The 13,218-nt window shown below is 71.2% G+C and carries 10 protein-coding genes and 1 pseudogene; 10 read left to right on the top strand and 1 reads right to left on the bottom strand.

What is annotated here, in order from left to right:
• The 10 genes and pseudogenes from AC13HU_RS17400 to AC13HU_RS17355 all read left to right on the top strand — a co-directional run.
• Positions 1-541, top strand: a 541-nt coding sequence (locus AC13HU_RS17400; RefSeq protein ID WP_483042792.1) for an Ig-like domain-containing protein, incomplete at its 5' end; no start/stop codon positions are given.
• Complete coding sequence (locus AC13HU_RS17395; protein ID WP_483042791.1) at positions 538-1,782, top strand: NEW3 domain-containing protein; 1,245 nt, start codon at positions 538-540, stop codon at positions 1,780-1,782. The genes AC13HU_RS17400 and AC13HU_RS17395, both read left to right, overlap by 4 nt.
• Before the next feature lie 671 nt (positions 1,783-2,453).
• Positions 2,454-3,446, top strand: coding sequence for an Lrp/AsnC family transcriptional regulator (locus tag AC13HU_RS17390; RefSeq protein ID WP_483042790.1), 993 nt, complete (start codon positions 2,454-2,456; stop codon positions 3,444-3,446).
• Positions 3,447-3,533: 87 nt separating this feature from the next.
• Positions 3,534-5,033, top strand: a complete 1,500-nt coding sequence (locus AC13HU_RS17385; RefSeq protein ID WP_483042789.1) for an aldehyde dehydrogenase family protein — start codon at positions 3,534-3,536, stop codon at positions 5,031-5,033.
• Positions 5,030-5,878: a gamma-glutamyl-gamma-aminobutyrate hydrolase family protein gene (locus tag AC13HU_RS17380; protein WP_483042788.1), complete on the top strand. Its 849-nt coding sequence runs from the start codon at positions 5,030-5,032 to the stop codon at positions 5,876-5,878. Before AC13HU_RS17385 ends, AC13HU_RS17380 begins: the two co-directional genes overlap by 4 nt.
• A gap of 235 nt (positions 5,879-6,113) precedes the next feature.
• Positions 6,114-6,497: pseudogene (locus tag AC13HU_RS17375) on the top strand (DUF3830 family protein); the annotation flags it as partial.
• Between the two features lie 220 nt (positions 6,498-6,717).
• Positions 6,718-7,617 carry a transporter substrate-binding domain-containing protein gene (locus AC13HU_RS17370; RefSeq protein WP_483042787.1) on the top strand — a complete coding sequence of 300 codons (900 nt, stop codon included), beginning with the start codon at positions 6,718-6,720 and terminating at the stop codon, positions 7,615-7,617.
• Positions 7,618-7,627: 10 nt separating this feature from the next.
• Positions 7,628-8,602, top strand: a complete 975-nt coding sequence (locus AC13HU_RS17365) for an amino acid ABC transporter permease (RefSeq protein ID WP_483042786.1) — start codon at positions 7,628-7,630, stop codon at positions 8,600-8,602.
• Complete coding sequence (locus tag AC13HU_RS17360) at positions 8,599-9,399, top strand: amino acid ABC transporter ATP-binding protein (RefSeq protein WP_483042785.1); 801 nt, start codon at positions 8,599-8,601, stop codon at positions 9,397-9,399. Before AC13HU_RS17365 ends, AC13HU_RS17360 begins: the two co-directional genes overlap by 4 nt.
• 1,022 nt (positions 9,400-10,421) lie before the next feature.
• On the top strand, positions 10,422-11,291 hold the full coding sequence (locus AC13HU_RS17355; protein ID WP_483042784.1) for a LysM peptidoglycan-binding domain-containing protein: 870 nt from the start codon (positions 10,422-10,424) through the stop codon (positions 11,289-11,291).
• A gap of 94 nt (positions 11,292-11,385) precedes the next feature.
• Here the strand turns inward: AC13HU_RS17355 and AC13HU_RS17350 are convergent, their stop codons facing one another.
• Positions 11,386-12,759, bottom strand: a complete 1,374-nt coding sequence (locus AC13HU_RS17350; RefSeq protein WP_483042783.1) for a hypothetical protein — start codon at positions 12,757-12,759, stop codon at positions 11,386-11,388.
• Positions 12,760-13,218: the final 459 nt, after the last annotated feature.

Below are 13,218 nucleotides of genomic sequence, written 5' to 3'. Positions count from 1 at the left end.
GCTCGCGCCGGGGCACACCCAGCACGTCAACCTGTCCGTCAAGGTCGCCGACCTCAGCCAGTGGGACGAGAGCGCGCTGAAGCAGGTCGTCCACGACGGTGCCTACCGGTTCCGCGTCGGTCCCGACTCCGCCACCGTGGCGGGCTCGGGCACGGTGCGGGTGCACGGCGCCACCACGCCGAAGGTGCGGTCCGTGACGGTCCAGTCGGACCAGGTGGTCTTCCAGCCCGGCGGCACGCTGGACCTCACCGGTACCGACCCGATGAAGGCGCCGGACACGAACTCCGCGCTGGAGCAGAATCACGCGGCGGCGGACCGCATCATCGAAGCGGCCGACAACGACCAGTCGTTCGCCGACCTGTCCCGCGCTCATGTCACCTACCGCAGCAGTGACCCGCGGGTCGCCACGGTCGGCGCGCGTGGTGTGGTCACCATGCGGGCGCCCGGCGCCGCGACGATCGACGTGACGGTGAACGGCGTGACCGGCAGCACCGCGATCGTGGTGCAGGACCCGTTCGATCTGCGGGCGGCGGGCGTGTGAAGCCGAACACCACCATCACCACGACCGCGACGTTCGCCAACACCGGTGCGCAGGCCGTCCGCAACGTCTCGCTGAGCCTGGACTCCCCGAACGGCTGGACGGTGCAGGCGACTTCACCGGTGTCGCTGTCCAAGGTGGCGCCCGGTCAGAAGGTGACGGCCACCTGGAGCGTCACGGTGCCGGCCGCCGCGAGTCCGGGTACGAAGGCGGAGTTGGACGCGTCGGCGGCGTTCACCGGCGGGGCCGGTGCGTACACCGAAGCCGCGGTCGGCACGGTCTCGGTGACCTCGGGTGCCGCTCCCGAACAGGTCACCCCGGTGCTGACCGGCACGAACCCGCCGGCCGGCTCGCTCAAGGTGGTCCTGAACAACCCGTCGGACAGCCCCACCACGGTGACGGGCGTCAAGTGGAAGCTCGGCAGCCAGTCGGGTACCCAGCCGGTCAGCGCGACCATCGCCCCCCAGGCGTCGGCCACGGTGGACGTGCCGGTCACGGACATCACGTTCGCCACGGCGTACAAGTTCACGGTGACCGGCGTCATCTCCGGTGACCTGTCCTCGGAGGCGTTCTCCGGGCATGTCACCTTCCTGCCCGTGGTCAACAAGAGCCTCGGCAAGTCGTGGACGCTCGACCAGGTCCAGGACGGCCCCGCGGTGGACATGGCCACGACCGCCGACGGGACCTGGGTGACGCTGGACGGCTCGCAGCCGTACGGCGGCGACTCCGACCTGTCGGGCAAGGTGTGGCTCGACTGGGACGCCGACAACCTCTACATCACCGCGAACCTCACCGACGACGTCCAGTCCCAGCCCGCGACCGGAGCGGACATCTGGCAGGGCGACTCCCTCCAGTTCGCGGCCACTTCGGGCGTACCGGGTGCGTCGGCCACGGAGAGCGCCGCCTCCGTCGACGGGCACTACGAATACGGCGCCGCCCTCACCTCGGCCGGCCCCCAGCTCTACCGCTGGACCGCCCCGACCGAGGGCAGCGGACAGGTCACCGACGCGACCGTCAACGTGACCAGGGACGAGGCGACCCACACCACGCTCTACGAGATGACGCTGCCGTGGAGCGACGTCAGCTCGGTCCAGCCGACCGACAACACCGTGTTCTCCTTCGCGTTGGACGACAACGACAAGGACAACGGGGTGCGCAAGGGCTACGACCAGTGGGGCGACGGCATCGGCTCCAGCAAGGACGTCGCGGGCTTCAACATGGCCCAACTGATGCCCGCGAGCTGATCGCACCTGCTCCCCGCACGACCCCCTCGTGCGGGGAGCACGGTTCCACCTGACACCCACCACGGCCACCTGCCACGCTTCGATCCGGCCAAAGGACCCGAAGCGCGCCGGGTGGCCGTGCCGTTGCGCCCGGCCGGCGGGAGAGGTGGGGCACGTTCATGGACAGCGAACTGCGGTACGCGGCGCTCAGCGCGCACGGGCGGAACGGTCGGCCCGGCCCGCCGAACGGCGCTGCGGCCCAACTTCCGTGGCCCATAAGCGAGTTCGGGGGCGTGAGTGTGCGCCCGGTGTGCTCTCTTCACCACCGGGCGCACGACTGCCCGGGGTGGGGGTTCGCTGCGATCGTGGGGAGCGCACGCGAGTGCTGTGGATGACCTCGTCGAGGAGTGATCGTGGGAGAACGCCAACTGATATGCCATATGCGGACGTTGCGCGGGCGGAGTTGCCAACGTCCGGCGATGGAGGGCTCGTCGCGGTGCGCGGACCACCAGGGTGCGTGGACGTCGTACGAAGCGGAGAATCGCGGGGGCGCCGAGCAGAAGAGATGACGGCCGGCCGCGCGGGGGGCGCGACGGGGTCCCCTGGACAACCGGGGCAAGGGGGGCCCGATGTCGGGGGCGCCGGATGAGGGGGCTCTTCTCCCGGCCGGGGCTGATCTACTGTTCTGGGCTATGAACGCAGCAGAGGAGCTGACCGAGCCCGATCGCCTGATCGCCTACGCCCTGCAGGTCAACGGGCGCGCGACCTGGGGAGCGATCGCCCGGGCACTCGGGTTGTCGGAGCGGACCGTGCAGCGGCGGGGGCAGCGGTTGCTGGACGCCGGGCTGGTGCAGGTCTCCACGTATCTGGACACGACGATCGTCGGGGAGGCGCATCCCCTGGTGCTGCGGCTGTCGACCCGCACCGGGGCCGCGCTCCAGGTCGGCCAGGAGCTCGCGCGCCGCCCGGACGCCTCGTCGGTCTCGGTGGTCGAGGGGTCGGGGGACGTGGTGTGCATGCTGCTGCCGCGGACCCGCCAGGACAGCTCCCGGCTGCTGCTGGCCGAGCTGCCGGCGATAGACGGCGTGGTCTCGGTGGAGGCCAGCACGGTGCTGCGCTACTTCCGGTCCGGTTACGACTGGAGCGTGGGCGTCCTGCCCGCGCCGGTGGTGGACACGCTGCGCGCGGACACCCCGGCGCGCGGCGCGGCCGTGTCCGGGCCGGTACAGCTGGCCCGGGAGGACGAGTCGCTGGTCAGCGCGCTCGCCGAGGACGGCCGGGCCACCGTGATCTCGCTGGCCAAGGCGGCCGACATCTCGGCGCCCACCGCGCGTCGCCGGTTGGAGGCGATGTTCGGCGCCGGCGCGCTGCATGTGCGGACCGAGCTCTCCTCGGCCGTGCACGACCTGCGGGTGGAAGCGCTGATCTGGCTCAGCGTGCCGCTGGACCAGGTGGAGGTGGTCGGCGCCGCGCTGGGCTGCCGCCCGGAGGTGCGTTTCTGCGTCGCCTGCACCGGGTCCTCGCAGATCCTCGTGGACTGCCTGGTGCCCGACCCGGCCGCGCTCTACTCGTTCCTCACCGGGGCCATCGGCTCCCTCGGCTCGGTCACCGTGGCCCGGTCCTCGGTGGTCCTGGAGGCACTGCGGCGCGGTCCGATGCAAGTGGCGAACATGAGACACAAGTGACCTCCATCTGTCGGAACCAGAAAGAAAGCATTGCCGAAATAGCCGACTAGGCATAATCTCTCCTCATCCGGAACGGAGGAGAGATCTATGCGGCTTCACGACGCGGCTCTTGTCGCAGGGCTTGACTGGTCGGCCGACCACCTGGTGGACGGCCGGCGGGTCCAGCCGCACGGGGAGCGGGAGATCACCGTCGTCAGCCCGCGCGACGGCAGCGTCGTCGGGCGACTGGCGGCGGCTGACGAGACGGATGTGGACCAGGCCGTCCGTACCGCCCGCCTGGCCTTCGAGGACGGCCGCTGGTCGCGGCTGCCGGCCGCCCGGCGCGGCGAGATCCTGATCCGCTTCGCGGACACGGTCGCCGCCCACGCCGAGGAACTGGCGCTGCGCATCGCGATCGAGATGGGCAAGCCCGTCCGCGAGGCGCTCGACGTCGAACTCGCCGCCGTCGCCGGCTGTCTGCGCTGGTACGGCCAGCTCGCCGACAAGCTCGCGGACGAGAACCCCACCTCGCCTGGCGACGCGCTCGCCCTGGTCACCCGCGAACCGGCCGGCGTGGTCGCGGCGGTCGTGCCCTGGAACTTCCCGCTCACGATGACCGCGTGGAAGCTCGGCCCGGCCCTGCTGGCGGGCAACAGCGTGGTCCTCAAGCCCGCCGAGCAGACCTCCTTCTCGGCGCTGCGCCTGGGCGAACTCGCCCTGGCGGCGGGCCTTCCCCCGGGCGTGCTCAACGTCCTGCCCGGGCTCGGCCCGGAAGCCGGCGCGGCGCTCGGCCGTCACCCCGACGTCGACGTGCTCGCCTTCACCGGATCGGTCGCGGTCGGCCGCCGCTTCCTCGGCTACGCCGCCGAGTCCAACGGCAAGCGGGTCTGGCCCGAACTGGGCGGCAAGTCGGCCAGCGTGATCCTGCCGGACGCCGACGTCGCCGCGGCCGGGCGCACCACCGCCTGGGCCTGCTTCTACAACCAGGGCCAGATGTGCAGCGCCTCCTCGCGCATGATCGTCCACCGGGACGTGGCGGAAGAGGCGATCGCGGCCGCGATCGAGGAAGCGCACCGGATGCGGCCGGCCGACCCGCTGGACGTCGCGGCGCCGTCGGGCGCGCTGGTGAGCGAGGCGCACCTGGAGCGCGTGCTCGGACACGTCCGGGGCGCCCTGCGGGACGGCGCGACGCTCGCCGCGGGCAGCGCCGAGCGCTTCGTCCCCGACCCGACGCTGGCAGGCGGCAGTTACCTCGCGCCCGTGGTGCTCACCGGGGTCACCGAGAAGATGGCCATCGCCCAGGACGAGGTGTTCGGGCCGGTGCTCTCGGTGCTCGTGGTCGACAGCACCGACGAGGCGGTCCGGCTGGCCAACGCGACCCCGTTCGGCCTGGCCGCCGGGCTGTGGACCCGCGATCTGTCCACCGCCCACACGGTGGCCCGGCGCCTGAAGGCCGGCTCGGTCTGGGTGAACTGCTACGAGGAGGGTTCCATGTCGATGCCCTTCGGCGGTACGGGCGCGAGCGGCTTCGGCCGCGACAAGTCCGCGCACGCGATCGACAAGTACACCGACCTCAAGAGCACGTGGTTCCAGCTGGAGTCCCGATGACCGGCGCGACTCCCGCGGTCGGCAGCCCGGCCCCCGCGGTGGGCCGGCCGGTTGCCGCGGCGGGCAGCCCCCTTCGTCCGGTGCTGATCGCCGTCACAAGCTGGCGCCGCCCGCTGGACACGTACCTGGGTGCCGGCACCGACCTCTACACCCTCGGCACCGAGTACGCGCACGCCGTCAGCGCGTCCGGCGGCGTCCCGGTGCTGACCCCCACCCTCACCGCCGAGGAGGTCGAGGTGCTGCTGGACTCGGTGGCCGGGGTGCTGCTGTCCGGCGGCGGCGACGTCCATCCGGCGACGTACGGCGCCGCGGGTGCCGCCGGCGCGGCCGGTGCGGCAGGCGCGGTCGGCGACCACGACCCGGGGCGGGACGCGACGGAGACCGCCTTGGTCCGCGGCGCGCTCCGCCGCCGGATGCCCGTCCTGGGCATCTGCCGCGGACTGCAGATCGCCAACGTGGCCCTGGGCGGCACCCTCCGGGCGGACCTCCCGGTCACCGCGGCCCATCCGGCCGTCCACGGCGCCGAGGCGCTGCGGAACCTACGGCACGAGGTGCGCACCGACGCCGCGTGGCTGCGCGACTGCCTGCCCGAACCCGCGCAGGTCAACTCCATCCACCACCAGGCCCTCGACCAGATGGCCGCCGCGCTCCGCCCGATCGCCTGGGCCGCCGACGGCGTGATCGAGGCGGCGGAGAGCCGCACACCGGACTGGTACTTCCGGGGCGTCCAGTGGCACCCGGAAAAGATGGCGGCGCCGGGCGAACAGCACCACGCCGACATCCTCTTCGACGACTTCGTGACCGCGGCCCGCCGGTACGCCGCCCAGGCCCGCCCCGCCGCATGACACACCCGTCCACCGACGGGCCCCCAGTCCGCTCATACCGTGCTTTTCCCTCGCACACCATGAGCCTCCTCACAATCTGCCCCTGTCCGAAATAAGACGAACTATCGTTCGTACTACCGTCCGCACCCGTGGCGACGGTCATCACTTCCGGAGAAACCCATGAGCACCGACCGCCAGATCTACCTCCAGGTCGACGACGGCACCCGCGCGGTCGCCACCCTCGCCACGGACGACGCCCCCGCGACGCGCGCTGGCGAATCCCGTGACCGAGAAGGTCATGCACGCCATGTACGCCGGGCCGGAGATCATGTTCGGCCTCCCCGAGCAGGCGCACACCTTCGACCCCCGGGCGCTGCCCGCGGAGAACCAGCAGGTGATCCCCGGAGCCGGCGACCTCATCTGGTTCTTCCAGGAGCCCGGCCAGATGTCCGGCCTGAACTTCGAGCTGTGGGAGGTCGGGATCTTCTACGGCAAGGGCGGCCGGGTGTTCGGGCCGCTGGGCTGGACCCCGTGCACCATCTTCGCCTCGATCACCGAGGGGCTGGCGGAGTTCGCCGCGGCCTGCTCGGAGACCCGGGTCAGCGGCGTGCGGTCGCTGACCATCGGCCGCGTCGAGTAGCCGGTTCGCCACCGCGCGAACCACCCCGGCCACTCCGGCCACCCCGGTCGAACCGGCGCCCCGGCGCCCCTCGGCCACCCCGAACAGCCCCGAACAGCCCCGACCGTCCAGGACCGCCCCGACCGTCCCGAACCGTCCCCGGCAAAGACCGATGCCCCTGTGCGTTTCCTGTGTCGCACAGGGGGAGCCACGCATCTGCGAGAAAGTACGGCGCCTCATCATGAAGATCAGAAAGAGCATCCTCGCCGGCACCGCCGCGGTGGTCGCCGCCGGCGTCCTGACCGCCTGTTCCAGCTCCTCCTCCGACAACGGCGGCAGCTCGCCGAAGAACTCCGCCGGCAGCGGCACTTCGAAGGCCCTCGTGCAGCTTCCGGCGGCCAACGCCAAGGGCGACCTGGTCGCACCCATGGTCATCGGTTATCCGCCCTACGCGATGCTGGAGTCCGGCAAGGCGGTCGGCGTGGACGTGGACCTGGCGGACGCGCTCAGCGGGCCGTTCGGCAAGAAGGTCCAGCAGAAGAAGGACTCCTTCGAGAACGCCCTCCTCGGCGTGAACCGCGGCACGTACTTCGGCGCGTTCGGCGCGGACGTCACCGCCGAGCGCGAGAAGTCCTTCGACCAGGTCGCCTTCCTCGAGGACCACTACGAGTTCCTGTCGCTGAAGGGCAGCCCGGCGATCGGCGGCTCGATGGACGACCTGTGCGGCAAGAAGATCTCCATGGTCGCCGCCTCCAGCTCCATCCCGGTGCTGAAGGAGCAGTCCAGCGCCTGCGTCAAGGCCGGCAAGGGCGCCATCGGCGTCAAGACCTTCGCCGACCAGGGCGCCGCCACCCTCGCGGTGCGCAGCAAGCAGGTGGACGCCACGACCGCGACCGTCACCAACCTCGGCTACGTGGCCAAGCAGTCCGGTGACGCGTTCACCCTCGGCGGCCCGCGCTACCTGTCGGTCTACATCGGCGTGGCCACCAAGAAGGACAGCGGGATGGCCCAGTCCGTCGCCGACGGCATCGACGCGCTGATCAAGGACGGTTCGTACCAGAAGATCCTCGAGCGCTACGGCGTCGAGAAGGCCGGCGTGACCAAGGCGCTCGTCAACCCCTCCCCGAACCCGAACAACTGAGGAACCGGCCATGGCCGACACCAGCAAATCGCCCCAGGGGACCGCGCTCCCCGGGAACACCGCGCCGCCCCCGGCCGAACGCGCACCGGGGGGAGCCGCCGCGCTCCCCCCGCATCCCTTCGCCGGGATGACCCGCTCCCCGCATCCCCATTACGCGCGCAAGGTCGCCGCGGTCGTGGTCGTGCTCGTGTGCGCGTTCTGGCTGCAGGGCCTCGCCCGCAACAAGAACCTGGCCTGGGGCACCGTCGGCGACTACTTCTTCGACCACTCGATCCTGCAGGGCCTGGAACGGACGGTGATCATCACCGTCGCGGCCATCGCCATCGCGGTCGTCCTCGGCGCGGTCCTCGCCAACATGCGGCTCTCACCGAACTCCGTGCTGCGCGGGGCGGCCGGCGTCTACGTGTGGTTCTTCCGCTCCATGCCGCTGCTGGTCCTGCTCATCCTGGTCTACAACTTCTCGCTGATCTATCCCGCGCTGGGGCTGGGCGTGCCGTTCGGGCCCCAGTTCTTCGACATCGACACCAAGAACCTGGTGCAGCCGGTCACCGCGGCGATCGTCGCCTTCGGTCTCCAGCAGGCGGCGTACACCTCCGAGGTGCTGCGCGCGGCGATCCTGGCCGTACCGACCGGGCAGCGGGAAGCGGCCACGGCGCTGGGCATGTCCAACATCCGGACGCTGCGGCGGATCGTCTTCCCGCAGGCCCTGCGGATGGCGGTACCGCCGATCGCCAACGAGTCGATCAACCTGCTGAAGTCCACCTCCCTGGTGGCCTTCATCTCCGTGCCGGACCTGCTCTACTCCGTCCAGCAGATCTACAACAGCAACTTCCAGGTCATCCCGCTGCTCATCGTCGCGAGCCTTTGGTACATGATCATCGTCTCCGTGATGTCGGTGGGCCAGACCCTGCTGGAGCGGACCCTGCGCAACACCCGCGGCCGGTCCGGGGCCCAGTCCAAGGCAATCGAGGTGGATCAACCATGACCTCCACAGAGACGACCGTGGCCGCCACGGACACCGACCCCATCCTGCGCGCGGTGGACATCACCAAGCGGTACGGCGACCAGACCGTCGTGGACCACGTGAGTCTGGACGTGGCGCGCGGCGAGACCATCTGCCTGCTGGGCCCCTCCGGGGCGGGCAAGAGCTCGTTCCTGCGCTGCCTGAACATGCTGGAGAAGACGGACGAGGGCGCCATCCTCCTCAACGGCGAACTCCTCGGCTACCGGCCGCACGGCACCGCGGTGCGCGAGCTGCCGAACCGCCTGGAGGCCGCGCAGCGCCGGAACATCGGCATGGTCTTCCAGGGGTTCAACCTCTTCACCCACATGACCATCCTCCAGAACATCATCGAGGCACCGGTCGGCGTGCTGGGCCGCAGCAAGGAAGAGGCCACCCGGCGGGCGCGGGAGCTGCTCGCCCTGGTCGGGCTCAAGGAGAAGGCCGACGCCTACCCGGCCGAGCTGTCCGGCGGGCAGCAGCAGCGGGTGGCCATCGCGCGTGCCCTGGCCATGGACCCCCAGGTCCTCCTCTTCGACGAGCCGACCTCGGCGCTGGACCCCGAACTCGTCGCCGGAGTGCTGGACGTGATCCGGTCACTGGCCAGCACCGGGATGACGATGCTCATCGTCACGCACGAGATCGGCTTCGCCCGGGAGGTGTGCGACCGGTTCGTGTTCATGGAGAACGGGCGGGTGGTGGAGACCGGCCCGTCCGAGCGGCTCACACCGACAGGCGCCACGCACGAGCGCACGCGGGCGTTTCTGTCGAAGGTGCTCTGAGAGGCCAAGCGGTACGAGCGGTACGGGGCGCCGGGGGCCAGTAGGCCCCAGGGGCGCCGGGTTCCGGAAGCGCCGGGCCCGAGGGCCGACGGGCTCCGGGGACCCGAGGGGCAAGACCGGGACGGGCCGGCAGGCCAGGAGGCCGAAAGGCCGTCCTGGCCTGCCCCTTTTTTTCGGGTCCGCCGCGAGCTCTTCCGCCCTGACCCGCCGGCCCGCCATACCGTCTCCGGCCGTCCGCAACTCCCTTGTCGGCAACCGCGATACCGCCCGCGCCATCGCCGACGGGCGCACGCCCGTATAGCGGTCCGCCCTTGCGCCGACCGCATTCCTGACGCCTGTTCTCGGCGTCGTACTGCCGAGCAGCCTTGCCGCCGTACTGCGGCGCCGCCGCATTGTCGCGCCGTCATGCCGCCTTAATGCCGCGCCGCCACGCTGCCGTACTCCCCGTATCGCCCTGGCGCCGTACCGCCGTACTCCCGCGTCGCAGCTCCGCTGTACCGCCGTGCTGCCGCGCCCGCGCCCATATCCGCGCCCGCGCCCGCAGCGCCTCTGCGACTCTCCCGCCGGCCCCGTCGCCGTGCCACCAGGTCGGCAAATCGGACCAACCGGCCCATTTGGCAGATCACCCGCGCACCCTTATGTCCATTTCGATGGCATGAGGACTCTTTGGGCAATTTGCACACCTAAGCAGCTATTAAGAATGAAACGCGCCCGTACTTTCCGCGCCCGCACCCTTACTTCGCGTTCCGACCCCGGGCGGTTCCACGTGATGCACAGCATAGGACGCACATCACCTACGAAGCCGGTTAGTGCATTCACCGCCGCCACACCCCCGGTATCCGGGGCGGAGAACGCGGAAGGCAAAAGCCATCTACTAAGCGGCATAGCACATAGGGCAATTGTGGACCCATTTATCGGCTGCTAACAATGTGCTCGCCACAACGCATCGCTAAACGAAATGCGGGTCGGAATGACGAGGGGGCCGGCCGCTACTGACAAGAAACGTGGAAGAGGTCCGCACCATGTCCAAGCACGACCACAACGGCTCGGCGAAGAAGCGTCTGGTCTCCACCCGGGGCGTCATCGTCGCCGGCACCTTCGCCGCCATCGCCTGCGCCGCGCTGACCGGTACGGCCCAGGCCGCCGAGCCGTCCGCCGCCAAGAGCGCGCCGCACACCGCGGGCGCCGCTCACACCGAGCACATCGCGCACGGCCGGCACCACCACTCGTTCACCACGTACACGGTCAAGCCCGGCGACACCCTGATCGGCATCGCCCGCGCACACAAGTCCCCCGGCGGCTGGCACCTCATCGCCTGGGCCAACAAGATCCACAGCCCGTACATCATCCACCCGGGCCAGGAGCTCAAGGTCCCCGCCGGCAAGACCCACGCGGCGAAGTCCGACGCGTCGTCCGCGTCCTCCACCTCGTCCGCGTCCTCCACGGCCGCCACCACGAAGGCCACTCCGTCGACGGCGAGCGCCTCGTCGGCCTCCACCGCGGCCTCCACCACGGCCGCCGCCGCGTCGTCCACCACGACGACCGCGACGACCACGGCGACCCAGACCTACCCGGACAACCTGGACGGCTGGATCAACCAGGCACTGGCCGTCATGAAGCAGAACGGCATACCGGGCAGCTACGACGGCATCCACCGCAACATCATGCGGGAGTCCTCCGGCAACCCCAACGCCATCAACAACTGGGACTCCAACGCGGCCGCGGGCACCCCGTCCAAGGGCCTGCTGCAGACCATCCAGCCGACGTTCGACGCCTACCACGTGGCGGGTACCTCGAACGACATCTACGACCCGGTCGCGAACATCGTCGCCGCGTGCAACTACGCGTACCACGTGTACGGCTCCATCGACAACGTCAACGGCCCCTACTAAACCGCTCGCGGGGCCCCGTCCCCGCCCGCACCTCCCGGCCCGCCGCCCTCCTCACCGGGCGGCGGGCCGGGGCCGTTACGGGGGCGTCACGGGGTCAGGGCTTGCAGGGCTTCACGTCGCCGATCACGCCGATGCGCAGGCCCAGCCAGGGGTAGGTGCGGTCGAAGAAGACGTTGTCCTGCGGCTGGAGGCCGACCGCGGAGGGCCACATCTGGAAGGCGGGGGCGTTGGAGATCCCGCCGTGCAGCCGTCGCCAGACCCGCACGGAGCTCTGCCCGGCGGGGGGCGGCGCGATCGTGTCGGTCCACTCGACCGCGTTGCCGCCCTGGTCGAAGGTGCCCCACGGCGAGGTCGACTTCGCCTGGCCGACCGTGCTGAGGCTGCCCTGGTAGATCTGGCCGTAGGTGGTCGGGTCCAGCCCGAGCGGGTTGACGGTGGAGCAGTCCCCCGGTGTCACCTCGCCGGGACACCAGCTCGGTGCCGGCAGGCCGGAGCCGTGGTACGAGGCGAGCGGCTGGGTCGACGCGTTGGTGACGTCGCCGGTGGCGGGGTCGAGGACGGTGGGCGCGGGGGCGGTGGCGTCGCCGTCGCCGAAGACGCCGGGGTTGGTCGGGTACTTCCAGTAGGAGTAGGTGCCGCCGCCCTTCGGGTCGTAGTAGGCCGCCTTGATCCACTCGTCCTGGCTCGGCAGCACGAAGCCGGAACCGTGCGCCCGGGTCGCGTCGGGCCGGGCCAGGTCGTACATCCCGCGCTCGGTGTCGGGCGACAGCCCCACCTTGTAGGTGACGTAGGAGAAGCCACCCGCACTGGCGTCCTGCTCGGCGAGCACCCGGCCGTTGTAGAGGGAGTTGACGAAGCGCGCCGCCCGCAGGAAGTTCGCGAAGCCGTACGGCTTGTCCTGCCACTCGGGGGACGCCACCGAGTAGTGGTGGCCGCTCGCGGCGCCGGCGGAGAAGTCGATCTGGCCGTACTTCGGCCACGCGGTACCGCTCTCGGTCTCGTCGTAGAGGTCGCGGCGGTTGCCGCCGCCGGGGTCCGCCGTGTTCAGGAACGCCACCCACTGCCCGACCGTGACTTCGAACTTGCCGATCTCGTAGGGGCGGCTGACGTCGCCCACCGTCAGGCAGCCGGCCGACGACGCGGGCGCGTCCGCGCACGACCGGTAGACGGCGTCGGTGAACGGGACGACGCCGATCGACGGGTTGGCGGGCGCGCCGACCTTGGCCGTGGTGACGGTGATGACCGAGGCCCCGCCGGCGGGAGTGCCGCCGGGGGCACCCGCCGCCGCGGCGACGGAGCCGTGGCCGGCGAGTGCGGAGGTGGCGAGCAGCGCCGTGAGGCCGGAAGCCGCCCAGCCGAGCGTTCTCTTCGAGCGGGTACGGCGGGAGGCGAAGCGCATCGGCGAACCCATTTCAGCCAGGACGGCCCGCCCCGGGCCGGGAAACGACCAGGGCAGCGCCGTCGTCATGGAGCCGGGCGCCACCGGACCAGGCCCGCCCGCCGCTCTTGCGCCGTCATCACCTCACGGAACGCACACGGCCCGGTGCACCCCGCGCCCACCGCACCCCGTCGAGCACTCTGGCGGCGGAACGCCGGGTCACGCCCGAAGCAGGGCAGGGGTACGAAGAGGCGAGGTCCGCGAAGTGGGGCTGCCCGGTGGCGGCGTCGGTCGGTGTGGCGCGCGGGGCCTCGCCCGAACCGCGGGGGATGAGCCGAGCGCGCAGAGGTGCGTAGGCGGTCGGCGCGGCGCCGGTGACGGGTGCGGGAGGCGGTGGCCCGGGACCGGCGACCGGCGACCGGTCGTCCCGCGGATCGCCGCCGCGGCCGGCTCCGGTTCCAGGTTCGGCGTCGGCGTCGGTCCCGGAAGCCCTGGGGCCGCTCGGCCCGAGCGTGCGGAGCGCCATTGTCGCCGGGGGCGGGACATCGG

The organism is Streptomyces sp. NH27 (assembly GCF_056859195.1).
The sequence above is the reverse complement of the archived record's forward strand: the minus strand, read 5'-3'. Positions and strand labels throughout refer to the sequence as shown.

Coding starts and splice junctions, on each gene's coding strand:
- AC13HU_RS17385 (WP_483042789.1), top strand. CDS start 3,534: ATGCGGCTTCACGACGCGGCTCTTGTCGCAGGGCTTGACTGGTCGGCC.
- AC13HU_RS17350 (WP_483042783.1), bottom strand. CDS start 12,759: ATGACGACGGCGCTGCCCTGGTCGTTTCCCGGCCCGGGGCGGGCCGTC.
- AC13HU_RS17390 (WP_483042790.1), top strand. CDS start 2,454: ATGAACGCAGCAGAGGAGCTGACCGAGCCCGATCGCCTGATCGCCTAC.
- AC13HU_RS17370 (WP_483042787.1), top strand. CDS start 6,718: ATGAAGATCAGAAAGAGCATCCTCGCCGGCACCGCCGCGGTGGTCGCC.
- AC13HU_RS17355 (WP_483042784.1), top strand. CDS start 10,422: ATGTCCAAGCACGACCACAACGGCTCGGCGAAGAAGCGTCTGGTCTCC.
- AC13HU_RS17380 (WP_483042788.1), top strand. CDS start 5,030: ATGACCGGCGCGACTCCCGCGGTCGGCAGCCCGGCCCCCGCGGTGGGC.
- AC13HU_RS17365 (WP_483042786.1), top strand. CDS start 7,628: ATGGCCGACACCAGCAAATCGCCCCAGGGGACCGCGCTCCCCGGGAAC.
- AC13HU_RS17360 (WP_483042785.1), top strand. CDS start 8,599: ATGACCTCCACAGAGACGACCGTGGCCGCCACGGACACCGACCCCATC.